Genomic DNA, 23,317 nt, shown 5'->3' with positions numbered 1-23,317 from the left:
GTTCCTCCTGCCTCATTCTATAATTTCATTCGTCAAATCATTCGCGTATTCTTAATCGATGTAATGCTCAAATCCATATACAAGCCCTGGCTGCTCCATGACCTTCTGAATTCCGATTTTAACACCAGGCATATAGCCCGCCCGTTCATAAGAATCCTGACGAATTTTCAGAGATTGTCCAAATCCTCCGAATATAACTTCTTGCTGTGCGAACACACCGGGAAGACGGACACTGTGGACACGGAACCCTTGATAGTAACCCCCCCGTGATCCTTCTAACGTTTCTTCCTCTTCCGGGTTACCCTGTCGTAGCTCTTCACGCTGTTCGGCGATCAGCTCTGCGGTCTTAATGGCTGTGCCCGATGGCGCGTCCAATTTTTGGTCACCATGATATTCGATGATTTCCAGATGTGGGAAGTATTTCGCTGCCTGAGCCGCAAAACGCATCATCAAAATGACCCCAATCGAAAAGTTTGGCGCGATCAGACCACCAATTTGCTGCTCACGACACTGCTTGTCCAGTTCATCAATCTGTTCGGGGGTAAACCCTGTCGTTCCGATAACCGGACGAACTCCATGCTTGATAGCAAGCGCTGTATGTGCGTACGCAAAACGCGGCCCCGTAAAATCGACCATGACATCCGCACGACTCTCCAGTAAAGCCTGCTCCACATCCTCCACAATAGCGATACCCGCTTCCGGTAGTCCGACGAGAAGGCCGGCATCACTGCCGGCATGTGTTCTGTTCACTGCGGCCACAAGCTGTAGTTCCTCATCCTGAAGAACCAATTTGATAACTTCACGGCCCATACGCCCTGCTGCTCCTACAACAGCCACTTTTATTGGTTCTGACATATCCCTACAACTCCTTATGCATCCATTTGTGTTAGATCTGTTCATTCATCTGCTGGCATAACTTCTTCATGAGGTTGGCAAGCTGCACATTGTGAGGAAACAGTGCAGCCGCCTCACGAGCAGCCTGCACAGCCAGCTTATACTCATTCAATTCGTCATAAATCAATGCAAGCAGCAAAAAAGCATCCCCACATAACGGATCGAGGGCTATTGCTCGTTCCAGTAGTAAAATCGCATCCTGACGCACCTGTGGCGTAGCTCTGTCAACATCCAGCATTTTTCTGGCCTTCTCCGTATGCTGCCTGGCTTCCTGCGCATGCAGATGGAGAACATATTCATCCTGCTGTGGAGCAAGACGAACCGCATGCTCTGCATATGCGAGAGCCTGCTCCAAACGACCACTGCGAGCATAGGTAACCGAGCACCGGAAATAATGCTCCGCATGATCAGGCTGGGCTGAAATTGCTTTTTCAAACCATTCCACGGCCTGCTCAAAATCGTTCTGCAAAATGCACTGATAAGCTTTCTGAACGTATTCCTCCGCCTTCATGACACTGCACCTCCGGGTAACCGGTTTGGTACAGCATATGTACAAAACGCCTAATCGGTGTCCTTTTTAGTCCAGCGATTCGCGTCACGCGTGTTAAATTTTTGCATGACCTTATCATGAGCCTCGGTCAAATTTATACCTAGTGAGTTCGCAAAGCAAACTGTGATGAACAAAATGTCCCCCAGCTCTAGCTCAATGGAATTGTCCGCCTCATCCGTTTTTTTCGGTTTCTCGCCAAAGGAGTGATTGACTTCCCTCGCCAGTTCCCCGACTTCCTCAGACATCCGGGCCAACATCGCCAAAGGGCTAAAATACCCTTCCTTAAATTGAGATATATACTGGTCTACCTCACGTTGAATTTCATCTAATGATTTTTCCATGAAACACGCAATCCCCCCATGTGCAGGTTTATTCATATGTTATCGTAAAGCACATTTTAAAACAAATTTTTTTTAATTGTGTACTTATGATCCCAACTTACAGTCATCAGTCTTTTAAAGCTAGCGTAAAAAGGTATACTACATATAAGGAGCTGCGATTTAGCAAAATCAGCATGAAGTCGTTCTTCCTTAAACTGCTACTGCGAGGGATTATATGAAGATATCCAAGTCCATGGAACAGCTTAAAATGATTTTATCCATTGTGCTCGGGACCGCCATCTATGCATTCGGTCTGCTTTATTTTATTATACCCAGTAAACTGATGGAAGGTGGTATTACAGGGATCACCCTGCTGCTTAATTATGCTTTTTCGATTTCACCCTCTCTCTCCACATTACTTCTGAACATTCCTTTATTTTTAATTGGTTGGAAAATGCTTGGGGGCAAGCAAATTCTATATACAGGGGTAGGTATCGGGTCGCTCACTTTTTTTCTGTGGTTATTTGAAAAAATGATTCATTTCGGATGGATGGGAACGTTTCAGACTGAACACGATTTTATACTTTCTTCATTATATGCAGGGGTTACGCTTGGGGCCGGGTTAGGTATTGTGTTCCGCTTTGGCGGCACTACGGGCGGCTCGGATATTATCGCTCGTATTCTAAACCGGAAGTTTGGCTGGAGTATGGGAAGGATTCTGCTGGTCATTGATATTGTCATTATCGGTGCTTCACTACTTTACATACCAAAAGAAAAAATTCTATATACATTAGTCGCCGTGTTCATCGCGTCCAAGATTATTGATTTTATACAAGAAGGGGCCTATTCCGCCAGAGCCTTTATGATTATCAGCGACCACACGATGGACATTGCGGATATTATTATTAGGGACATGGATCGCGGAGTTACTATTATTCCGGCTGTAGGTGCATTTTCCAAGCAGGCCAAGCATGTTGCCTATTGTGTCGTGCCTCGTCAGGAAATACGACGTTTGCACCAAATTGTTAAATCGGTTGATCCACGGGCGTTTATTATCATACAGGATGTGCATGATGTACATGGAGAGGGGTTCAAAGAGGAATAGCCCGGAAATCCGGGCGATGGGCTAACCTATATGGATGGCTCAGCAGCCAACGACGCGAATGTTTGAATTTTGCATCGTTATCCAGAGAGACCAGCTCGATATTTACGATAACCTGCATAGACCAGCGCCAGCAGAACAATCATGCCGATTGCCAATTCTGCCCGGCGCTCACTTTCACGCGGGATAAATGGCGCCAGGGCAGTGGCGTCTTTTTCACGTCCAAACAAGGCATTAAACGTCGGATTCCCCTGATCCAACGCCCCTCTAATCGCTGAGGCATCTGCATTTTGCTGATCCCCCAAACCTTTGACGTAGGAAATCCATGAATCAGCCCGGACAACTTCACTTGTTCTGCCATGAATCAATGCTGCTGTACGGATCGTCTCATAGTGGTCCTCCAGCACTGCGGCTCCAGCTTTGAAACCCTTCATGTTACCTTTAGCAAACTGGCTGTTCAAGCCACTAACATCTTCTTTTAAAATCTTATAATACTGCTGCCATAAAGGCTGACGCGGATGTGCAAGCGCATCGGTCGCAAGTCGTAAATTGGCCGCAGCCTTCACCCACTCATCCGGTGATGCTTGGACGGACTGTGTAGCTTGCTGCACCTCAAGGATGCTGCCGGACAAAGCATGAATGGCCTCTACAGATAACGCTGCCTGCACCTGTCCGGTGCCAAACCATCGACTCACCTCGGCTACATCCGCGCGCGCTTTTTCAATGTTCCCGTCCATGACATCCCGGTACAGTATCGCAGCTGCATGATCTAGTTCCTCAATTTCTTTTGTATTTCCTATGGGTTTTGACTGATCACGCGCTTCTGCCACACCTGGAGGGACGCAGACAGACAGCAGCAGGACCATAGATAAAACAACACTCGAAACAATACGTATCATAATTTGAAACGCCTGACCCCTAAACATGGGACATCCCTCCTCACCTTACTGTATGGCAAGGTTACCGGGACTAGAACTTGCTTTAGGACGAATCGTTTGAAGCCGGGTTATGCCCGGGACAAAATAGGAAACATTCGTTGGTTTTCTTTACATGTGTTTTGATCTTTAGTTTTATAAAATAGCGTCGTATCTTCCTGTTTCAACAGAGAAATATTGCAGCCTTCCTGTTCTCTTGGTGTAAAGCCAAAAACAACCTTCTTCGTTTCTTGTTTCGTTACCGCTGACAGTATGATATCCATAGGAATTTCGCCCGTTCCATAAATATCGTAACAATTCATCGTATCCCCTTCAAAATCTGCAACCACAATCGTATCGTATTGAGGTATATACCAAAATTTATCATTAAAAAACGAGATGGCATAGAATAAGACCAGCCATTCACTACTTTTCGCAGCAAAAAGTGAATACGGATTTAATCTAGCACTTTTATTTTTCAGTAAATTTAAATCCGACTGCTCTTCCATGTTCAATTTCTCAACTTTAATGTCTACGTTGTTTGCGGTTACTTTCCGGTTTAATTGATATTCTTGTACCGAAACAAACCCGAATTTAGGGTAAAAATTCTTCACACTATCATTTGCGAACAAATACATAGCATCACAGTTGCCCTGCCAATCTTCTAATACACGTTCTATTAAAAACCGGCTCAACCCTTGATTTCTATAGTTGGTATCCGTCATTACAGTTCCGATTTGGATATACTTTCTTATTTCACCCGACAAACAAAAATCCATCAGACTTATAGATACATTAGCCACAACAGCCTCCCCATCTAAAAGTACGTAAGGGATATATTTATCATTCCAAAAGCCCAATTGATACCAAGCCTCAAAATCAAAACCAAAGCTTTGTTTGGCTAATTGATTAAAGCTCTTTCTTATTTTAAGATCATCACGGATTCCTTTTTTAAATATATATTCTTTTTGGCTTATAACAATATTCATCTCTATTTCTCCACTTCTACTCCCATTCGATTGCGCCCAAACATGGCAAGCCATGTCGCTATGATACTGACAAGGGTCAGCATATAGGTAAAAGCACGCACTTGCGGTACATCATCCGTTAGCGTCTTCGGAAGATACGGATATATGCCAAATGTATAATCCATCGTATCATTTAACAATGTCCAGAGTGCAGCTAGGCATAAAGCAGTCCATTTGCAGGTGAAAAAACGCACGAACAGTAACACTTCGACCGCCATTGCCGTATGAGATGCCACCAGCATCCAATCCTGCCATATCATGTGTCCCCCCTGCGCGACTCCCCAAAAAATAATAGCCGAAGCCCAGATGCCATATTTTACACTCGTGACAACAGCCAACGCCTCCATGATCTGGCGAATGACCTTTAAGCTCTTGAGATGCGGAGAATAGAGCAAAAATGCTATAGAGATCGTAAAAAACAGACTCGCCGTCGGACTATCAGGCACAAATACAATCTGCCACAACGGGTGATAATTTAGTGTATATTCCAACTGCCCCCCATACCATATGTACCCATACACTGTTCCCACAAAATTACACCAGAACAGCAGCCACAAAAAAGGCCGGCTCGTCAAGAACGACCGGCTCCACAAATAAGATAACGACACGTCCTTCATCCTCCGTTCATACGACAGTTACCTTGTACAGGCTCCATCCTACAAAGACTATATCATATCCAAGCGTATCAAAAAAACCTGACCGCCGCTACAGTCAGGTTTGATGATTATAATCTCGAACTAACGATTTGTCTGAAATCCAACTTAGGGTTCCTAAAATTGTTCTAACTCATTGCTTTCAGCTCATCCGTAAGATGACGAAAAGCTACTTCATCTCCGGAGGCTAGCGCCTCATCAATATCCTTGTAGAGTTTTTCACTCCGGTGTTTACGTAATGCCTCGTCCAAAACCATCTCAGCAGACAGGCCCAACATTACTTCATAAGTAACCTTCATTTTATCCATAGGATGCACCTCCAACATGAGTTTAAGAGATCCTATATTCTTTTCCTTTCGCCACATAGCTGAGTGCCGTTCGTGACATCCGCTGCAAATCTGCATCTGTCAATTCGCGCACCACTTTGGCAGGTGTACCGAGAGAAAGAGTATAGGGTGGTATTTTGGTATTTTCCGTAACGACCGACCCTGCTCCTATTAAAGCATATTCACCAAGCTCCGCTCCGTTGAGTACAATGGCCCCCATACCGATTAAAGTGCCTTTGCCTACCGTACAACCGTGGATTATTGCAGCATGACCTACCGAAATGTCATCCGCCAGCAACAGGGGCTGATCCGTGTTCACATGTCCCACGACACCGTCCTGAATATTGCAGCGTTCACCGATGATGATAGGCGCCATATCTCCGCGCAGTACGGCATTAAACCATACAGAGGAATCTTGACCGATCGTTACTTTTCCGACAATTTTTGCTCCTTCTGCCATATAGACAGATGAATGGAGCTGTGGCATGTTTCCGTTATAGTGAATCAGCATCAACTTCACCCTCTCATTTTGGGTGAAATTCTATCAACATGTGTGCTGCTTGTCAATGGAGCCGTATACCCGAGTCGTTCCGCCCAATGCGGCACTCTCCCGCCAACTTCAGCCCCCAGGCCGTCATCTGTACAGATGGTCCTGTCGAATGATCACCCTGACGAAGCATACCCAAGTGAAGCATCATTCGTATAATCCTCTGATCAAAGACCGAACGGGGCGTATCATAGTAAAACGGTCGAATCAGTGGGCCGATATGTACAAAAAGCGACTCTGAGGACGTCCAAGGCCTGGCACATTCTCCAATCCAGTAGACTAGAGAGAGCAAATTAGGAACGGCTCCTTTATACAATCTTAACCAAAACCTGAATAGCTGTATCATTTCCTGCTCAATTGTATGCTCCTGATGCGCTTCTCCCTTTGCCGTCAGCACAACTTGGTCCCCTTTCTCCTCAATGTACTTGGAGTGACGGGCATAATCATACAGTAGTGCCATTCGGTCTGGATAAAACTTAAAAGAGGAGCCATACCCGAAACGCCATCCTCCCTTACCCAAAAGCGGCTCCGCAATGTGCAAATGCTCCATCAGCTGCTGCTGATTGCGACGATACCAAGCTCCCTCGGGATTTAGCGGAACCTCATGCTGCCCCATGTATTGAAGGAAAAGCCGTAAATCCTCTGCCAGCAGATGCCCTTCATCCCGGTACGACGACGGTTCGCTCACCCGTGTCATTCCGCTTTGGAAGTCATGTACCATAACACGTCGAAAACGCTCCTTCATATCCAACGGAATTTGGAACAAATACCTCGTATTGTGCGTCGAACCATTGAACAACCAGCCACTAGAACGCAGACGGGTCACAATATCCCTTGGCCGCTCACCAGGACTTTCGTCCTCCTCAACAGACTGTTTGGCTATTGCAACCAATTCCTCCATGCTGAAATACGGTCGGTCATCGAACAGCAGCGCGTTCAAAAACCTTACCTCTGACAACCTCAGCTCCTTGACCTGCGTCTCAAAAAAACTACTGCTGCCGAGCTTCGTCAAAATCCCCTGGATCAACTCATGCTTGGAATTAGGTTTACAGTCACAATCGTAATACACCGCGATTCTGTTCAAATGCACAATATCCGCAAATGTCAGCATATCCGCCAGATTCATTGTTCCATCGCCTCGTCACTGGACTGTCATCCGGAATTGATTCTTACCTGTTGTACCCACAGCTTTGACGGATTGTTCAGACTCTAAACCTCTTTTTTGCAAAGGTATAATTAAAAAACAAAAAAGACCACGACTTCTACGATAAGTAGAAGCCTTGGTCTTTTACTAACTTTTTGAGTTACAGTCACTTTTCTCTTGCAAATGCTTCGTGCAATTATACAAAAGTGGTGCCCAATCCATATCCTCACGCTGGAGTACGCTAAGTGACAAATTGCCGATTCGTTCCGTGAATTTTTCCTGATACAGAGCCTTATACAAATTAGCCAAAAAACCGCCGTGGGAAACGACCAGCAGATTCTTGTCCCGATTTTCCGTCCAAATGGCCTCCATAAAAGCTAGCCCACGAAGCTGAAGATCTGCATCGCTTTCCTGCCCGAGATCCAGCAGATGCCAGTCGACTCCCCACTTCTCTTCACGCTCGGCCTGCGTCATGCCCTCGACCTGACCATAAGCACGTTCTCTTAGTCGATCATCAGACTCTAACAACGGGAGATGCAGAGCAGAAGCAATAATCTCCCCGGTCTCTTTCGCTCTGGAGAGACTACTTGTAATAAGCCCGTCCCAATGATAAGGCTCTTCCTTTAATCGTTCTGCTAGCAAGCGTGCCTGTCGGCGCCCTTCCTCATTCAACGGAATATCACTGTGGCCCTGGATTTTCCCTACCGCATTCCAATCCGTCAATCCATGTCTGATCAAGCCAATAAGCATCGTGTCGTTTCCTCCGCTGTTTTGTTATTCAGTCATTGTTATGAATTCATATTGGACCAGCTGTCCTGCTAATTTCTGACCCTTCTCGCCCGATGGATCCAGCCCAGAGAAAATAAAGCAAGCGCAAGTGCCAATACAGACAACAGCATCCAGTATTGCGGATAAGTAGGAACAATGCTAGCAACCAGCGGGTCCATAATGCCACTATTCACATCTTTAATGTGGTATTGATATTGTGGAGATGTACTTGTAGTTTCCAACAGGCCTGTCGGTAAAATACCAGTGTCCATGACAGGAGCTGCTTGAGGGGGATTTTCCTGAGAGGAGCTTCCATTCCAGTTCAAAAACAAAAAGCTGCATAAAAATACGGCCAAGAAGCCGGCGATCCATACAGACATATACTTACGGGCTGCTGGGTTCACACGCGCACGTCGATGCTCGCCCGGAACAAGCCACGGTGATTCTTCATAAATTCGATCCATGACCCTGCGATTCATTGCCTCTAGCTTATCATCTGTTATTTCAAAGGAAATATCACGAATGGCGGATCGATTTTCTTTTGACAAATCCCACTCTTTTTCTTCCGAACCATGCTCCCACCCAGCAGACGAGCTTTTGGCCCGTCTGCGCTCCGAGTCTTGTTTCGATACATTTTTGCCTGTAGCGAACAAATCCTCAGTGTCCCTGGATTTCATTGGCTGCTCATCCCTTCGTTTTCCTCATAGAGAGGCTCAAAAAAATAAGGCTCCAACTGCGTCTTCACACTGGTTCTTGCCCGGAAAAGCAATGACTTCACCGCACTGACCGTCTGTCCTAAAATAGTCGCAATCTCCTGATAATCTAATTGCTCATATTCACGCAAAATCAGCGCAGATCGCTGCTTCTCAGGCAATCTATTGATCGCTTCACGAACCATCTCTACCTTCTCACCGCGAAGGACGGCCTGCTCCGGAATTACATCCGATGGAGCTACCGGTACATAACCGCTCTCCTCCAATGGAACCTGACCGCTACGGTGCTTGCGAAGCTCACTTAGCACCGTATTGCGTGCAATTGTATATAACCAAGTGGAGAACGATGCGTCTACCTCGCGAAAAGAGTGCAGGCTCCGATACGCTTTATAAAACGTCTCTGAGCATAAGTCCTCAGCAATCATTTCCAGGTTCGAACTTTTCAGCATATGATAAACAAAAGCTAAAATTTTACGTTGGTGCCGCCTCATTAATTCTGAATAAACCTCAACATTACCTTGTTTGATTTCCTGAATCATCTGGGAATCTGTCATCATCCGAGTGAGACCCTCCTCGCCCATACATGTGCTGTTTTCCCGTTCGATTCTGTCTATATATACCGAACAGGTCAAAAAAAGTTGCGCCCTCTGCGCAAATGGATGAAACAGCATCATGGAACATTTGTTATTTTCTTACCCTATGTAGTGCCAACATTAACGGTGCTATCCCCAACAATATTCAACATCCAAAATGGACTTACCCATTGTACCACAAAATGACCGCCAGTAAAAAAGTCCAAAATCCCCACGATTTCCATCAATGCCTCCCTAACGCTGGCAACTAATTCATTTATACAGCTTTTCAATGGATTTTAAATTTTTTCAAGATTAAATGACTAACCGATTGAAAGTGTTCTATTCAAATGCACCAATAAGGATAAATACACAAAAAGAAAACGCTTTAAAAAAATATTGACAAAATGAAAACGTATACATATAATAAAAGTACAGTATGGTTTCTCTCCACTCCTATCCTACTCAGCTACTTCACTAAAAGTAGCTACCACCCGGGGCTTTACCCGGGTGGTCTTTTTTTATTCAAAAAAAGGAGCTTTAAAAAAAGCGGACGAAGAAACCTTCGTCCGCTCTAAATCTTTTCTACTACTTCACTCCCAGAAAGTGCGTGTTGCTTTTAAGGCGGTCAGTAGCGCAGAGGTTCATTTGAATCTGGAGAAGCGGAGCGTTCGCCTTTGCCACCGGATTTTCCCATTAAAGAATCTGATCGAAAAAAATCCGGCGGCAACAGCGATCGTAAGATTAAATGAATCGCGAAGCGGCCTCCTTAACGAACATCTCACTTTCCTTCCTATACCACCACTTTATAGCCCATCGAATCCAGCAGAGTCTTAGCACGCTCCCAATCCTGCTCTTGACGGAAGGAAAGCCGCATGATGCCTGGGACATCCTCCCGGCTTTCAATGATTTGCATATTGCTCAGATTAATGCTGTGATTACCGAGTTCCATAGCAATTCGCCCGATAATCCCTGGGGTATCCGGTACATCAATATACAGATCAAACGTGGAGACGATGACTCCTTTGCGACGCTCTGGCAGTTCACTGCGGAAGTGCCCAGCTGTCAAAAACTCGTCAGCTATTCCCTCACCGTCTTGTATTCTCAGTAAATGGGTAAAACGCTCAATCTGTCCGTTCCATTCTTCCAACAGACCTAGTAAAACTTCACGATTGCTCAGTAAGATGTCACGCCACACAACCGGATCACTAGAGGCTATCCGTGTAATATCACGGAACCCACCGGCAGCCAATGTACGGTACAACGGATTTTCATCATTGTGCTTTCGCACCTGATTCACCAGCGCCGCTGCAATAATGTGCGGAAGATGGCTAATCGCGCCGACAATGTCATCGTGCATATCAGGTTGGACACGCACAACATGAGCACTAGTATATTTTAACAAACGTTCCAGTGAACTGTATGCTTCCTCTGGCACACCCTCTGCCGGGGAAAGCACATAATATGCGTTTTCAAACAGCAACGCGGAAGCAGCCTTTACACCGGAACGCTCTGAACCGGCCATTGGATGACCACCGATAAAGTAAGCGTTGCGCAAAGAAATTTCTGATGCTTTCTTGGCAATTGCCGATTTCGTGCTGCCTACATCAGTGATAATACAACCCGCTTTAAGCGGTAACTTGCTTAACAGTTCGAGATAATGCTCCAGTAAGCCCACAGGTACGCATAAAAAAATAAAATCGGCATCCGCTGCCGCTTCTTCAACCGAGAGAGTCGCGGTGTCCACGACACCACGGCTTAACATCGGTTCCATCAGTTCAGGGAGATGAGCATGGCCGACAACAGTAATATTCGGCTTCCCTTTAAAACAAAGTGCGAGGGACCCACCAATCAGTCCCACGCCGAAAATGGCAATCTTCATCAATTATCAAATCCCATCTGCGGAAATTATAGGCGTACTTTCGCCGCTTCCGCCCCCAGGACCTGTTCCAGCGCACGAATAAACAACTCATTTTGCGGTTGTGATCCAACCGACACCCTAATATATGTCGGATATTTGTGATGACCTGCGCGAATAATCACACCTTTACGAAGCAACTCCTGGAATACTTCACCGGATGGACGACGTACATCCAGCATAATAAAATTACCATGTGCCGGGAAAGACTCCAGTCCCAGACGCTTCAGCTCATTTTGCAAATAAGCTCTGCCCTCTGCATTACGATCCCGGCATTCTTGAACAAATTCCTGATCTTCCAAGGCAGCAATGGCCGCAGCCTGTGCTACCCGTGATGTATTAAACGGTTCACGAACCTGATTTATCAAGCGAATGATTGACTCAGCTCCCATACCATAACCAATGCGCAGCGAAGCAAGCCCATAGATTTTGGAGAAGGTGCGTAGTACAACCAGGTTTTCATACGCTGGCAACAAACGAATGCCGTCGGGATACGAGCGATCCGTCACAAACTCGGCGTAGGCTTCATCCAGTACAACCATGATATGCTTTGGTACTTGGTCCAAAAACGCAATCAGCTCTGCTTCGGGTACAATCGTGCCCGTCGGGTTATTTGGATTACAGATCCAAATAATTTTCGTACGGTCATTGATGTGGGACAGCATAGCATCCAGATCATGTACACCGTCACGCAAAGGCACCTCAACTGCAACCGCTCCCTCAATTTCTACGTTACTTTTGTATACGGAAAATGTCTGATCGGCCATAATGCTTTCTTCCCCGGGAAGGAGAAAAGCACGCGTAATCAACGCAATTATTTCGTCAGATCCGCAGCCATAGATAAACTGTTCCTCTTTTAAACCCGTCCGTTTAGCTAGTGCCTGTGTCAAAGCTACGGCACTTCCGTCAGGATATACACTAATGTTAGCAAACTCCTGCTGAATGGCCTGCAACACTTTGGGAGAGCTACCATACGGATTCTCGTTCGAGGCGAGCTTGATGACTTCATCGAGTCCCAGCTCACGTTTTACGTCTTCAATCGGTTTACCGGGCTGATATACTGGCAAATGTACAATATGCGGTTTAGGTTGCATGCCCCTACCTCCTCTATCCAATCAGAACATATTTATTACTTTCTATTTTGACAGCCATTACTGCTTTAATTGTGCCACAAAATTATGAATTTGCAAAAGACCTTCTTGCCTGCGCGCAGAATCATTCAGCAATGGAATGGCTTCTTCCACCTGACGTACAATAGCACTGCCGACCACAACTCCATCGCAAATGTTTGAAAACCGGGCTACCTGCTCTTGAGTAGAGATCCCAAAGCCGACCGCTACCGGAATATCCGTATGCCGTTTGACCTGCGCGATAAAGCCCTCTATACCTTCAAAAAAGGAAGCTCTTTCCCCGGTTACACCCAGCGAGGATACACAGTATACAAATCCTCGGGCCTGACGGACAATTCGCTCGATCCGCTGTTCAGAAGTTGGAGCCACCAGAGGAATCAGATGCACACCCACCTCTGCTGCCCGTCCTCCCAGCTCCTCCGCTTCCTCCAGCGGAAGGTCCGGAATAATCAGACCACTGATACCGTGCTCCTGCAAGCCTGCGAAAAAAGCATCCATACCCATCTGTAATACAGGGTTATAATACGTGAACAGAATAAAAGGCAGGCTTGAACCTGCCGCCCTAGCCAGAGAAGCTGTCTCCATGCACGTGCGGATGGAAATTTGCCGTTTCAGTGCACGCTCAGACGCGCGCTGAATTACAGGACCGTCAGCCAGCGGGTCGGAATAGGGTACACCCAGTTCCAATATGTCAGCTCCGGCCGACTCTAACTGCCGAATGATCTCTATTGTAGTATCCACATCCGGGTCACCTACCGTCAGAAAAGGAATTAATGCCGTTTTGCCTTCATTTTTAAGGCGACCAAACGCCTGATCAATTAAATTCATGACGGATTTCCTCCCAAATACTTGATAATGGAGTCCACATCTTTATCCCCGCGTCCAGACAAACAAATGACGATAATATCATCTGCCGTCAACGTAGGTGCCAGCTTGACGACCTGTGCAACTGCATGTGCCGACTCTAATGCAGGAAGTATTCCTTCGGTACGGCAGAGAAGCTGAAGCGCATCCAGCGCTTCCTGATCGGTAATCGGAACATACTTGGCCCGCTCAATATCTTTCAGGTATGAATGCTCCGGTCCAACACCTGGATAATCCAGTCCAGCCGAGATGGAATGCGCAGGCTGCACTTGTCCGTACTCATCCTGAAGCAGATAACTCATAGAGCCTTGGAAGACCCCTTGTGTTCCCTTGGTCATCGTAGCTGCATGGAATTCCGTTTCGACACCTTTTCCAGCGGCCTCCACGCCAATCAAAGCGACACCCTGATCCTCAATAAAAGGATAAAACATGCCGATGGCATTGCTTCCGCCACCGATCGCTGCCACGATGACATCCGGAAGTCTGCCTTCCTTCTCTAGGATCTGGCGACGTGTTTCATCACCAATCACACGTTGGAAGTCCCGCACCATCATCGGATACGGATGCGGGCCGACAGCTGAACCCAAAATATAGAACGTATCATGGACATGGCTGACCCAGTAACGCAAAGCTTCATTCCCGGCATCCTTAAGTGTACGTGTACCCGATGTCACCGGAATGACCTCTGCACCCAAAAGCTGCATCCGAAAGACGTTCAGCTGCTGGCGCACAGTATCCTCTTCGCCCATAAACACCTTGCATTCCAATCCGAGCAACGCAGCCACAGTCGCTGTCGCGACACCATGCTGTCCTGCGCCTGTCTCAGCAATGACCTTCTGTTTACCCATACGCTTCGCCAACAAACCCTGAGCTAATGCATTATTGATTTTGTGGGCACCGGTATGATTTAAATCTTCGCGCTTCAAGTAAATTTTAGCCCCGCCCAAATGCTGACTCAGACGCTCCGCATGATAAAGTGGCGTTTCCCGACCAGAATAGTCCTTTAGGAGCCCGTTCAACTCTGCTTTAAACTCGGGATCATCCGCGTACTTACGGTAGGATTCCTCCAATTCAATCAGTGCGTTCATCAACGTTTCCGGTACAAAACGTCCTCCAAATGTTCCAAAACGTCCGTTGTTATCAGGTAATTGTGTCATGCCTGCTTCACCCTTTCTACGAATGCTGTGATTTTTGCAATGTCCTTGACTCCGTTCGTCTCTACACCGCTGGATACATCCAGCCCATCGGGATGATACTCATGAACTAGCTTTTCCGCATTATCGGCAGTCAGCCCGCCGGCTACAAACAAAGGGATTCCATGTTGATGAGTCCAAGCCTGATAGGCAGGAATTCGATCCCACGCAAACGTTTTTCCGGAGCCGCCACCATACAGGGGATCGTATGTATCCAGCAGTAAAGCGTCAATTGTCCCGACATAGGCATCCAATTCGTCCGCCGAGCGTTCTAGCTGCCCTTGACTGTCCACAGACCATGCCTTGAATACCTGTATACCAAAACGCTCCCTGATCTCCCGACAGCGCTGCGGACTTTCCTGCCCATGCAGCTGTATGACATCCAAGGGTGCTTTCTCCATCACATCATTTAACAGTGCATCACCAGGGTTCACAAATACACCCACGCTGCGCGGTCTGCTGCCTGAGGTCCATTCATCCAATACGCGAAGCAGCTCTCCAGCCTGTACGCCGTCAATCCGGCGCTTGCTGTCGGCAAACACAAAACCTATATAATCGACCGGTAAGTTTACCATAGATTTTAGCACTTCAACGCTTTGAAGTCCACAAATTTTTATGCCCGTTTTGTTCATGCTTTAACCCCGTCCATCAATTCGGCTACAGCCTGTCCTACATCTTCCTTGCGCATCAGATGCTCCCCGACCAGGATACCGTGTGCACCTACCGAATACAGATACTTAACATCTTCCGGTCCCGCAATTCCGCTCTCACTGATGAACGTAATCCCTTTAGGAATTAGTGAGATCAGCTCCTCTGTCGTCTGGAGACGAGTCTCGAATGTCCGCAGATTTCGGTTATTTACACCAATCAAGGTTGCTGTCCCCAGCTCCAGCACCGCTTTAAGCTCCTCGCTGTCATGCACCTCTACCAATGCGTCCAGCCCGAGGTCCTTGGCGATCTGTAAAAAGGACCCTAATACACGCGGTTCCAGGATAGCGGCAATCAACAGCACCGCATCCGCTCCCAGCAGACGAGCTTCATATATTTGCCGTTCATCAATGATAAAATCCTTTCGCAGCAGCGGAATCTTCACCTGATCGCGAATTTGCTGTAAATATTTAGGGCTCCCCTGAAAATACGTCACATCTGTCAGTACAGAAATGCAATCCGCTCCTGCTCCCTCATATGCACGTGCAATGTCCACAGGATGGAAATCCGGTCGAATCAACCCTTTGGATGGGGAAGCCTTCTTCACCTCAGCAATCAGTCCGAGCGGACGGTTGCGTCCGCTCGCGATCGCATTTTCGAATCCTCTCGTCGCAGGTAAATCAGCAATTAATCGTTCAGCTTCACTTATTTGAAAATGCTTCTTAAGCTGCTCCACTTCTTGTCGCTTCGTCACCACAATTTTATCAAGATACATATTGATATTCCCCCGTTGCCTGTATTAATTGATCCAGCTTGGAGAGTGCCAGTCCCGAGTCAATGGCTTCTGCCGCTCGTGCTACTCCGTCCGTCAAGGTGTCTGCTGCCCCTGATACATAAATGCACGCTCCTGCATTCGCTAGCACAACATCCCGATAAGCTCCATGCTCTCCGTTCAAAATTCGTCGTATGATATCTGCGTTAACCTGTGCGTCGCCACCCAGCACCTGATCGAGAGAATGCGTCTGCAAGCCCAGATCCGACGGATGAAGCTCGAACGTGTGAACCTTGCCGTCCTTCAACTCGGATACTCGTGTCGCAGCTGAAATACTAATTTCATCTAGCCCATCCAGACTACTGACAACCATGGCCCGTTTGGAGCCAAGCTGGTTCAATACCTCGGCAATGACTTCCGTTTTGTTGGCGTCATAAATGCCCAACAGCTGCCGATCCGCACCAGCCGGATTCGTCAATGGACCAAGCATATTAAATACCGTCCGTACACCCAGCTCGCGACGCGGCGCGGCGGCATGCTTCATAGACGGATGATACAGCTGCGCGAATAAAAAGCAGATGCCGATTCGGTCCAGACATGACCTAGCCTGATCACTCGTCAAATGAATGTTGACTCCCAATGCCTCCAGGACATCAGCGCTCCCAGCACGGCCACTTGCAGAACGATTGCCATGCTTTGCTACCCGCACTGACACCGAAGCTGCGATGATCGCGGATATCGTGGAAATATTAAACTTGTGAATACCCGAACCTCCAGTGCCACATGTGTCCAGCAAACGACCACTACCTTCTTCAGCTTGCACTGGACTAGCGTAGCTACGCATAGCCTCGGCAAAACCAGTGATTTCATCTACCGTTTCCCCTTTGAGGCGAAGAGCCGTCAGCAGCCCGCCAATTTGCGCCTGTGTAGCACTTCCACTCATAATCTGTTCCATTACGCTACGGGCCTCCGTACGCGAAAGATGCTGTCCCTCAATGATCCGGCTTAACCCCACTTGCATCATGTCATGTCGTTCCATTGTCGTCTCCTCCTCAAAATCAGATTTTTGTGTGTTACGGAGTGTACAAATAATCCTGGTTGATGACGCTGTTATAGGGCTGTGTTGTTGCCGGAAACATCACTTCTGCCGTGCGGATTGCCTTCAGCAATGCCTTTGCTTTGTTTACCGTCTCCTGATACTCGCTTTCCGGAACCGAGTCCCACACAATTCCAGCGCCTGCCTGGACATAGGCCCGGTTCTTTTTAAACACAATCGTGCGAATCGTAATGCAAGCGTCCATATTGCCCGAGAAGCCCAAATATCCAATCGCCCCTGCATAGGGTCCGCGTGCTTCCCGCTCCAACTCAGCAATAATCTCCATGGCCCGTAGCTTCGGAGCCCCCGATACAGTGCCAGCTGGCAGACAAGACAGGAAGGCATCGAAGAAATCTTTGTCCTCACGTAGCTCACCCGACACATTGGAAACAATGTGCATGACATGGGAATAGCGTTCAATTTCCATAAACGTATCGCATTTGACTGTGCCAAACTGTGATACACGGCCCAAATCATTTCTTCCCAAATCGACCAGCATCAGATGTTCTGCACGCTCTTTTTCATCGTTTAACAGTTCTTCAGCAAGTGCCGCATCTTCTGTCTCCGTTACCCCACGCGGTCTCGTTCCTGCAATAGGACGGGTTTCTACCCGGCCGTTTTCCACCTTGACGAGTGCCTCAGGCGAGGTACCTACGATGATCTCGTCATCCATTTTCAAATAATACATATATGGCGACGGGTTCATCGTGCGCAGCACGCGGTATACCTGTAAAGGAGAGGCCTCTGTATCAATGTGAAAACGCTGGGATAGTACAACCTGAAAAATATCACCGGAGCGGATATACTCCTTTGCCTGCTCTACGTTTGATATAAATTGTTCCTTCGTCATATTGGATTGGATCTCACCTAGTTCCACATCATCAGGAATGGAAGCCGATCCTAATCGCTCAGGCGGGGTCTGCTTGCGCAGATACTGCGCCGTTTCCTCCAACCTGCGTTCCACATCAGCATAAGCAGCACGAATGTCCTCATCGCGAAACCCTTCGCCTATATGAACATTGCCGACCAGCAAAATTTGCTGTTTCACATGATCAAAGACAATGACTTGATCGCAGAACATAAAACGAATATCATCCATATTCAAATCATCTACCGAATGCTCTGGCAGCTTTTCATAGTATTGAAGCAAGTCATATCCAAAAAATCCAATAGCCCCGCCTGTAAATGGAGGCATTTCTTTCAGTTTCGGACTACGGTATTTACGAAGCAATGCTTTGAGCGCTTCAATCGGCTTGTCGTTTAATATTTGCCGTTTACCGTGTTGCTCCAATATCAAACGTCCTTTTTTACCCGAGACCATTAGGAACGGGTCTGTACCGATGAATGAATGTCGCGCCCACTGTTCGCCTCCCTCTACACTCTCTAGCAGAAAGGCACGGTCCCGCTCGGCATACCGACGGAAAATCCGAATCGGCGTCTCCATATCAGCCAGCACTTTTTTGTACACAGGAATCAGGTTAAATTCACTCGCCATCGTTATCACTTGCTCCACATGCGGCGTTAACATGAGATCACTTCCTTTCCAAATTGGCGCAGAACCAAAGGAGAGAATATAAAAAAGCCTCTACCGGTAAGGTAGAGGCTGTCAGTTATCGAAATTATAAGAATGCTCCATATGTAAAATGACTACAGCAAATAGATAAGTATACACTCATCCCTTTTGTATAACCGCACAGGTTGCCTCAAATAAGCTTCTCTGTAGAAGAATATCTCTTCATAGACAAAAGCTTACCCGCTACCGCCGATCTCTGTAATCTCATATGGAATTGGCTAAGGCTGCACTCTTCTCATCTCAACTCTGTCTCTGGCTAACTCTACTCTACTTAACTCTGCTACACACACTATATCTCATGGGATGTTACTTTGGCAACCATCAACTTTAAAAACGGGCACTTATTTCCCTTGGGAAGCCAGATCCGGTCTTAACGCCTGTGCTCCGTTCAAATATACATGTTTAATTTCCCGCTGGGATTTATCGGTGTTCACCTGTACCATCAAACGGATGCACTTGGGTAAACTGCCTGCCACAGGAATTTCTAATGCACACATGAGCGGAACCATATCCCAGCCATCAAGCTGACGAATGGCCTTGGCTGGAAAGGCAGTATCCAGGTCATGGGTCACCGTAATCCATACGTTACTAATATCCTCCGGCTGAATTTCATTGTAGGATACAATTTCCTCCAGTAGTTGGCATGTTGCTTCCAAAATTTCGTTTTCTTCATTATTCACTACGGTCGTCGCGCCACGAATTCCCCGATTGTACATCGTTACGCCCCCTCTTTTAACTGTTCAATAACTCGTCGGATGTAAGAGACGGAAATATCCTTCACAACCTCCACGTGCCCGATGCTACGTGGGACGACAAAAGTAATGCTGCCTTCTTTGAACTTTTTGTCATGCATCATCGCGTCCAGCAGCCGATCTGTATCGAGATGTGACGGAAGGGAGGTCGGTAGCCGTAGCGAAGACAACATATCCTTCGTTTCATCTACCAAAGAAGGATCTGCCCCCAGCTTCACGCCCAAAAGTGCGGAGCCGACCATACCAATAGAAATGGCTTCCCCGTGTAAAAACTCACCATATCCCGCAATGGCTTCAATCGCATGACCAATCGTATGACCTAGATTTAGAATAGCACGCAAATCATTTTCTCGTTCATCACGCGACACCACTTCGGCTTTTACGGAACAACCCTTTTCCAGTCCGTACTCCAGGGCTGCCGCATCTAGCGCAAGCAAATCAGTCGCATGGTCACGGCACCACTGGGCGAAATCAGCATCCCAGATCAAACCATGCTTGATCATTTCAGCAAGCCCCGCAGATACCTCACGAGGAGGTAAGGTGGACAACGTATCTACGTCATATAACACAAGTTCCGGTTGATGGAAGGCTCCTATCATATTCTTCGCCAAAGGATGGTTGATGCCGACCTTACCGCCCACGCTACTATCATGGGCAAGGATCGTAGTGGGGATCTGTACAAACTTGACACCTCTCATATAAGAAGCTGCCACAAATCCAGCCAAATCACCCACCACACCACCACCAAGTGCAATAACGGCTGAATTGCGATCCAAACCGCCCTCAATGGCTGCTGTTATGACCTGCTCAAATACAGCAAGCGACTTGGAGGTTTCACCTGGCTTAACGACAAAGGACACTGTCTTGTAGCCAGATGCCTGAAGATTGCTCTCCAATGTTGCCAAGTAGAATCCCGCTACATTTTCGTCAGAAACAATTAACAACGGGCTTTTTTGCGCAATTCCTCGTTCCTTCAACAACTCTCCGGATCGATGTAACAGCCCTCGTCCGATATGAATAGGATAAGAACGTTCGCCAAGTTGTACCGTCAGCGTACTCATCTTAGTACCGCCCCAGTTGTTCTTCGTAGGATGCAATATTCGCGCGAATCTCTTCAATCGAATCCCCACCGAATTTTTCTAGTAAAGCTTTCGCAATCTCCCAAGCTACGACATGCTCCATGACTACGCTTGCCGCTGGCACTGCACATGCATCCGAACGCTCAACCTGTGCGGTGAACGCTTCCTTTGTATCAATGTCGACGCTTTGCAACGGCTTGTAGAGTGTGGGAATCGGCTTCATTACGCCACGAACCACAACTGGCATTCCATTCGTCATACCACCCTCAAAACCACCCAAACGATTGGTACGACGGTGATATCCACGTTCCTCATCATATAGAATCTCGTCATGCACCTGTGAACCGCGCAATTCCCCTGCTTCAAAGCCGATGCCAATCTCCACGCCTTTAAATGCATTAATCGACATGACGCCTTGTGCGATACGTGCATCCAGTTTCCGATCATACTGTACATGACTGCCCAGACCAATCGGAACACCTTCTACAATACACTCCACTACCCCACCGACTGAATCACCTTCTTGCTTGATCAGATCAATGTATGCTTCCATTTTCTTTTCGGTTTCTGGATCGGTTACTCTCACCGAGGAGGCTTCTGTCACGGCAATCAGCTCATCAATCGGCAAATCACGGTAAGGAGCTTCGATTTCCCCAATACGGATGACCTGACCTGCCACCTTGATTCCGAACTCAGCCAGCAATTGACGGGCCAAACCGCCGCATGCCACACGAATTGCTGTTTCACGTGCACTGGAGCGCTCCAGCACGTTACGAAGGTCCTTCAGGTTGTATTTCATTCCGCCATTCAAATCCGCATGACCCGGACGTGGTCGGTGAACCCGACGCTTGTCTTCATCACTGCCTTCAATAGGCTCAATATTCATAATGTTCTGCCAGTGCTTCCAATCGTTATTTTCCACAACCAGCGCAATCGGTGCACCTGTGGTATAGCCGTGACGTACGCCTCCGGCAATCTTCGCCGTATCTTTTTCAATCTGCATACGCCGCCCCCGTCCATACCCTTTCTGACGACGGTGCAGCTGAAAATTCAATTCCTCAAAATCCAATTTTAAATTGCTCGGCATACCCTCTACAATGGCAGTTAGCTGGGGACCATGCGTTTCCCCCGCGGTTAAATAACGTAAACTCATGACGCGTTCCCCCTTTAAACTGTTAAACTGTGCATCGCTAAAATCTTTAACTGTGCTTCATTATAGTATACGCACCTTTCTTTGACAAGAAAAGCCACGTGTATGCAGATAAACAAAAACACGCCTCTTAGCCAAAGGGGCTAAAGGACGTGCTTTGCTGATAAGCCAACCATCAATTACTCAAGGATATAAATAAGTTCCTACAAACTTTGGATGATACATGCAGGCTTATGCTTTTTTGCGATAAAAAAAGGTTTCCGTCGATTCCAGACCATATTGGTTAGGAGAAAAGATTTGCTCTGTACTACCGACAAATAACACACCGCCGGGACGAAGACTGGCTGCAAACTTTTGATACAACGTATGTTTGGCCTCTTCTGTAAAATAAATCATTACATTTCGACAGATAATGAGATCATAACCATCCTCAAACCGATCCAGCAGCAAGTTTTGCTTTTGAAATTTCACGGCTTGTTTCAAACGGTCATCAATTCGATACATCGCACCATCCGGCTTAAAATATTTGCTAGCCACCTGCTCAGGTACATCCTTGAGCGAACGCTCCAAATATTTGCCTTCCTTGGCTTTTGCCAATGCACCGTCATCAATGTCGGAAGCTGTAATGGAACAATTCCCCAAAATCCCTTTACCGTCGAGAACCATAGCCAGGCTATAAGGCTCTTCACCAGTCGAGCAGGCAGCACTCCACAGCTTAAGCTTCTGCTTCCCCACAAGCAGCTGTGGCAAGATTGTATCTCGCAGCACTTCCCACCGATTGGGATTTCGCCAAAATTCCGAAACATTGATCGTCATTCGATCCAGAAATTCATAGAATAGAGGTTTTTCCTTCATCATGGCATCATAAAAAGAAACAAAACTGGGAAACCCGTTTTTGTTGCGAAGCGTAGTTAACCGCCTTTTCATCTGTGCTTCTTTGTATTGTGCAAGATCAATACCTGTGCTGTCCTTGATTTTGCGGATAAACGCTGTGTAATCGGGGTCCGTCTGACCCAGTTCCATATCCGTCATGCTACCATCCTTCTTCATACGTAATTTAACTTACATCCAGGTCGCCACACTTTTTTCGTACCGAACGGATTCTTCCGGCATGAAAAAATTTGCAATCTCGCGCTCTGCGCTCTCCGGTGAATCTGAACCATGAATGAGGTTAAACGGTGTATGTGCTGCAAAGTCTCCACGAATTGTGCCCGGAAGAGCTTCAGTTACTTGTGTTTTACCAATCAACAAGCGGGAAAGCGTAACGATGTTATCCCCTTCCCATACCATAGCAAACACAGGGCCTGATGTGATAAAACCTACAAGCTCTTCAAAAAAAGGCTTGCCCACATGCTCCGCATAATGCCGTTCTGCCTGTTCTCTAGATACTTGCACAAGCTTGCCAGCCGTCATTTTGAAGCCTTTGTCTTCCAGTCGACTGATGATACGTCCAATCAATCCACGTTGTACACCATCCGGTTTAACCATCAAAAAAGTACGATCCATCGGCTCACTCCCAATCCAATCTAATGTATTTATACAGTACTAAACTGTATTGTAACAGAAAGCTTGGAACCGGTTAAAGCATTTTGTCACAGCAAACCCAAAACA

At 47.1% G+C, this 23,317-nt stretch carries 26 protein-coding genes; 1 reads left to right on the top strand and 25 read right to left on the bottom strand.

Annotated elements, in window-relative coordinates; genetic code table 11:
* Nucleotides 1-51 precede the first annotated feature (51 nt).
* Genes dapB through MKX59_RS11850 form a run of 3 tightly spaced genes read right to left on the bottom strand, consistent with a single transcriptional unit; the run spans nt 52 to nt 1,785 of the window.
* On the bottom strand, nt 52-855 hold the full coding sequence (gene dapB, locus MKX59_RS11860) for a 4-hydroxy-tetrahydrodipicolinate reductase (RefSeq protein WP_023989146.1): 804 nt from the start codon (nt 853-855) through the stop codon (nt 52-54).
* A 31-nt stretch (nt 856-886) separates the two neighbouring features.
* Nucleotides 887-1,405, bottom strand: coding sequence for a tetratricopeptide repeat protein (locus tag MKX59_RS11855; RefSeq protein ID WP_013310696.1), 519 nt, complete (start codon nt 1,403-1,405; stop codon nt 887-889).
* Nucleotides 1,406-1,455: 50 nt separating this feature from the next.
* Nucleotides 1,456-1,785 (bottom strand): nucleotide pyrophosphohydrolase, encoded by a 330-nt coding sequence (locus MKX59_RS11850; protein ID WP_023989148.1) that lies wholly within the window; start codon nt 1,783-1,785, stop codon nt 1,456-1,458.
* Nucleotides 1,786-1,999: 214 nt separating this feature from the next.
* Between MKX59_RS11850 and MKX59_RS11845 the strand changes: the two genes are divergently transcribed.
* Entirely contained in the window at nt 2,000-2,869 is an 870-nt protein-coding gene (locus MKX59_RS11845; protein WP_023989149.1) for a YitT family protein, read from the top strand.
* Between the two features lie 77 nt (nt 2,870-2,946).
* Here the strand turns inward: MKX59_RS11845 and MKX59_RS11840 are convergent, their stop codons facing one another.
* From MKX59_RS11840 to ndk, 22 genes are all read right to left on the bottom strand, one after another.
* Nucleotides 2,947-3,792: a sporulation protein YpjB gene (locus MKX59_RS11840; RefSeq protein WP_023989150.1), complete on the bottom strand. Its 846-nt coding sequence runs from the start codon at nt 3,790-3,792 to the stop codon at nt 2,947-2,949.
* 80 nt (nt 3,793-3,872) lie between these two features.
* Nucleotides 3,873-4,769 (bottom strand): GNAT family N-acetyltransferase, encoded by an 897-nt coding sequence (locus MKX59_RS11835; RefSeq protein ID WP_028540647.1) that lies wholly within the window; start codon nt 4,767-4,769, stop codon nt 3,873-3,875.
* Nucleotides 4,770-4,771: 2 nt separating this feature from the next.
* Nucleotides 4,772-5,416, bottom strand: a complete 645-nt coding sequence (locus tag MKX59_RS11830; protein ID WP_028540646.1) for a DUF1405 domain-containing protein — start codon at nt 5,414-5,416, stop codon at nt 4,772-4,774.
* Between the two features lie 173 nt (nt 5,417-5,589).
* Complete coding sequence (locus MKX59_RS11825; RefSeq protein ID WP_013371655.1) at nt 5,590-5,769, bottom strand: IDEAL domain-containing protein; 180 nt, start codon at nt 5,767-5,769, stop codon at nt 5,590-5,592.
* 22 nt (nt 5,770-5,791) lie between these two features.
* The gene (locus MKX59_RS11820) at nt 5,792-6,298 is read right to left on the bottom strand and encodes a gamma carbonic anhydrase family protein (RefSeq protein ID WP_023989153.1); all 507 of its coding nucleotides are present in this window, start codon (nt 6,296-6,298) and stop codon (nt 5,792-5,794) included.
* Nucleotides 6,299-6,350: 52 nt separating this feature from the next.
* Complete coding sequence (locus MKX59_RS11815) at nt 6,351-7,460, bottom strand: hypothetical protein (protein ID WP_023989154.1); 1,110 nt, start codon at nt 7,458-7,460, stop codon at nt 6,351-6,353.
* Nucleotides 7,461-7,625: 165 nt separating this feature from the next.
* Nucleotides 7,626-8,228, bottom strand: a complete 603-nt coding sequence (locus MKX59_RS11810; protein WP_028540645.1) for a histidine phosphatase family protein — start codon at nt 8,226-8,228, stop codon at nt 7,626-7,628.
* Between the two features lie 68 nt (nt 8,229-8,296).
* The gene (locus MKX59_RS11805) at nt 8,297-8,923 is read right to left on the bottom strand and encodes a hypothetical protein (protein ID WP_025723085.1); all 627 of its coding nucleotides are present in this window, start codon (nt 8,921-8,923) and stop codon (nt 8,297-8,299) included.
* Nucleotides 8,920-9,516 carry an RNA polymerase sigma factor gene (locus tag MKX59_RS11800; protein ID WP_013310707.1) on the bottom strand — a complete coding sequence of 199 codons (597 nt, stop codon included), beginning with the start codon at nt 9,514-9,516 and terminating at the stop codon, nt 8,920-8,922. The genes MKX59_RS11805 and MKX59_RS11800 overlap by 4 nt, the downstream gene beginning before the upstream one ends.
* 808 nt (nt 9,517-10,324) lie before the next feature.
* On the bottom strand, nt 10,325-11,413 hold the full coding sequence (locus MKX59_RS11795; RefSeq protein ID WP_068941606.1) for a prephenate dehydrogenase: 1,089 nt from the start codon (nt 11,411-11,413) through the stop codon (nt 10,325-10,327).
* 26 nt (nt 11,414-11,439) lie between these two features.
* Nucleotides 11,440-12,543, bottom strand: coding sequence for a histidinol-phosphate transaminase (gene hisC / locus MKX59_RS11790; RefSeq protein ID WP_023989160.1), 1,104 nt, complete (start codon nt 12,541-12,543; stop codon nt 11,440-11,442).
* A gap of 57 nt (nt 12,544-12,600) precedes the next feature.
* Entirely contained in the window at nt 12,601-13,407 is an 807-nt protein-coding gene (gene trpA, locus MKX59_RS11785) for a tryptophan synthase subunit alpha (protein WP_023989161.1), read from the bottom strand.
* Nucleotides 13,404-14,600, bottom strand: coding sequence for a tryptophan synthase subunit beta (trpB, locus tag MKX59_RS11780; RefSeq protein WP_013310713.1), 1,197 nt, complete (start codon nt 14,598-14,600; stop codon nt 13,404-13,406). Before trpB ends, trpA begins: the two co-directional genes overlap by 4 nt.
* Entirely contained in the window at nt 14,597-15,268 is a 672-nt protein-coding gene (locus MKX59_RS11775) for a phosphoribosylanthranilate isomerase (protein WP_028540642.1), read from the bottom strand. Before MKX59_RS11775 ends, trpB begins: the two co-directional genes overlap by 4 nt.
* The gene (trpC, locus tag MKX59_RS11770) at nt 15,265-16,059 is read right to left on the bottom strand and encodes an indole-3-glycerol phosphate synthase TrpC (protein ID WP_028540641.1); all 795 of its coding nucleotides are present in this window, start codon (nt 16,057-16,059) and stop codon (nt 15,265-15,267) included. The genes MKX59_RS11775 and trpC overlap by 4 nt, the downstream gene beginning before the upstream one ends.
* Complete coding sequence (gene trpD / locus MKX59_RS11765; RefSeq protein WP_028540640.1) at nt 16,049-17,095, bottom strand: anthranilate phosphoribosyltransferase; 1,047 nt, start codon at nt 17,093-17,095, stop codon at nt 16,049-16,051. The genes trpC and trpD overlap by 11 nt, the downstream gene beginning before the upstream one ends.
* 34 nt (nt 17,096-17,129) lie before the next feature.
* On the bottom strand, nt 17,130-18,680 hold the full coding sequence (gene trpE, locus MKX59_RS11760; protein WP_028540639.1) for an anthranilate synthase component I: 1,551 nt from the start codon (nt 18,678-18,680) through the stop codon (nt 17,130-17,132).
* Between the two features lie 386 nt (nt 18,681-19,066).
* Nucleotides 19,067-19,441, bottom strand: a complete 375-nt coding sequence (aroH, locus tag MKX59_RS11755) for a chorismate mutase (RefSeq protein WP_013310718.1) — start codon at nt 19,439-19,441, stop codon at nt 19,067-19,069.
* 2 nt (nt 19,442-19,443) lie between these two features.
* Complete coding sequence (gene aroB, locus MKX59_RS11750; protein ID WP_076159307.1) at nt 19,444-20,538, bottom strand: 3-dehydroquinate synthase; 1,095 nt, start codon at nt 20,536-20,538, stop codon at nt 19,444-19,446.
* Nucleotide 20,539: 1 nt separating this feature from the next.
* Nucleotides 20,540-21,709 carry a chorismate synthase gene (gene aroC / locus MKX59_RS11745; RefSeq protein ID WP_028540638.1) on the bottom strand — a complete coding sequence of 390 codons (1,170 nt, stop codon included), beginning with the start codon at nt 21,707-21,709 and terminating at the stop codon, nt 20,540-20,542.
* 228 nt (nt 21,710-21,937) lie between these two features.
* Nucleotides 21,938-22,738 carry a CheR family methyltransferase gene (locus MKX59_RS11740; RefSeq protein WP_023989169.1) on the bottom strand — a complete coding sequence of 267 codons (801 nt, stop codon included), beginning with the start codon at nt 22,736-22,738 and terminating at the stop codon, nt 21,938-21,940.
* Nucleotides 22,739-22,768: 30 nt separating this feature from the next.
* A complete protein-coding gene (ndk, locus tag MKX59_RS11735) occupies nt 22,769-23,212 on the bottom strand; it encodes a nucleoside-diphosphate kinase (protein WP_013310722.1) in 444 nt (147 codons plus the stop codon).
* Between the last annotated feature and the right edge of the window lie 105 nt (nt 23,213-23,317).

Source organism: Paenibacillus sp. FSL R7-0340 (genome assembly GCF_038002205.1).
GTDB lineage: Bacteria > Bacillota > Bacilli > Paenibacillales > Paenibacillaceae > Paenibacillus > Paenibacillus polymyxa_B.
The sequence above is the reverse complement of the archived record's forward strand: the minus strand, read 5'-3'. Positions and strand labels throughout refer to the sequence as shown.

Bases quoted from the DNA above. Each gene is read 5' to 3' on its own strand.
- trpA (WP_023989161.1), bottom strand. From the start codon at position 13,407: ATGAATTTAATTGATCAGGCGTTTGGTCGCCTTAAAAATGAAGGCAAA.
- ndk (WP_013310722.1), bottom strand. From the start codon at position 23,212: ATGGATCGTACTTTTTTGATGGTTAAACCGGATGGTGTACAACGTGGA.
- MKX59_RS11835 (WP_028540647.1), bottom strand. From the start codon at position 4,769: ATGAATATTGTTATAAGCCAAAAAGAATATATATTTAAAAAAGGAATC.
- trpD (WP_028540640.1), bottom strand. From the start codon at position 17,095: ATGGAACGACATGACATGATGCAAGTGGGGTTAAGCCGGATCATTGAG.
- MKX59_RS11825 (WP_013371655.1), bottom strand. From the start codon at position 5,769: ATGGATAAAATGAAGGTTACTTATGAAGTAATGTTGGGCCTGTCTGCT.
- trpE (WP_028540639.1), bottom strand. From the start codon at position 18,680: ATGTTAACGCCGCATGTGGAGCAAGTGATAACGATGGCGAGTGAATTT.
- MKX59_RS11850 (WP_023989148.1), bottom strand. From the start codon at position 1,785: ATGGAAAAATCATTAGATGAAATTCAACGTGAGGTAGACCAGTATATA.
- MKX59_RS11855 (WP_013310696.1), bottom strand. From the start codon at position 1,405: ATGAAGGCGGAGGAATACGTTCAGAAAGCTTATCAGTGCATTTTGCAG.
- MKX59_RS11820 (WP_023989153.1), bottom strand. From the start codon at position 6,298: ATGCTGATTCACTATAACGGAAACATGCCACAGCTCCATTCATCTGTC.
- MKX59_RS11740 (WP_023989169.1), bottom strand. From the start codon at position 22,738: ATGACGGATATGGAACTGGGTCAGACGGACCCCGATTACACAGCGTTT.
- aroB (WP_076159307.1), bottom strand. From the start codon at position 20,538: ATGAGTACGCTGACGGTACAACTTGGCGAACGTTCTTATCCTATTCAT.
- MKX59_RS11840 (WP_023989150.1), bottom strand. From the start codon at position 3,792: ATGTTTAGGGGTCAGGCGTTTCAAATTATGATACGTATTGTTTCGAGT.
- MKX59_RS11795 (WP_068941606.1), bottom strand. From the start codon at position 11,413: ATGAAGATTGCCATTTTCGGCGTGGGACTGATTGGTGGGTCCCTCGCA.
- trpC (WP_028540641.1), bottom strand. From the start codon at position 16,059: ATGTATCTTGATAAAATTGTGGTGACGAAGCGACAAGAAGTGGAGCAG.
- MKX59_RS11845 (WP_023989149.1), top strand. From the start codon at position 2,000: ATGAAGATATCCAAGTCCATGGAACAGCTTAAAATGATTTTATCCATT.
- MKX59_RS11805 (WP_025723085.1), bottom strand. From the start codon at position 8,923: ATGAAATCCAGGGACACTGAGGATTTGTTCGCTACAGGCAAAAATGTA.
- aroC (WP_028540638.1), bottom strand. From the start codon at position 21,709: ATGAGTTTACGTTATTTAACCGCGGGGGAAACGCATGGTCCCCAGCTA.
- MKX59_RS11810 (WP_028540645.1), bottom strand. From the start codon at position 8,228: ATGCTTATTGGCTTGATCAGACATGGATTGACGGATTGGAATGCGGTA.
- MKX59_RS11815 (WP_023989154.1), bottom strand. From the start codon at position 7,460: ATGAATCTGGCGGATATGCTGACATTTGCGGATATTGTGCATTTGAAC.
- aroH (WP_013310718.1), bottom strand. From the start codon at position 19,441: ATGTACAATCGGGGAATTCGTGGCGCGACGACCGTAGTGAATAATGAA.
- MKX59_RS11775 (WP_028540642.1), bottom strand. From the start codon at position 15,268: ATGAACAAAACGGGCATAAAAATTTGTGGACTTCAAAGCGTTGAAGTG.
- trpB (WP_013310713.1), bottom strand. From the start codon at position 14,600: ATGACACAATTACCTGATAACAACGGACGTTTTGGAACATTTGGAGGA.
- MKX59_RS11800 (WP_013310707.1), bottom strand. From the start codon at position 9,516: ATGATGACAGATTCCCAGATGATTCAGGAAATCAAACAAGGTAATGTT.
- hisC (WP_023989160.1), bottom strand. From the start codon at position 12,543: ATGCAACCTAAACCGCATATTGTACATTTGCCAGTATATCAGCCCGGT.
- dapB (WP_023989146.1), bottom strand. From the start codon at position 855: ATGTCAGAACCAATAAAAGTGGCTGTTGTAGGAGCAGCAGGGCGTATG.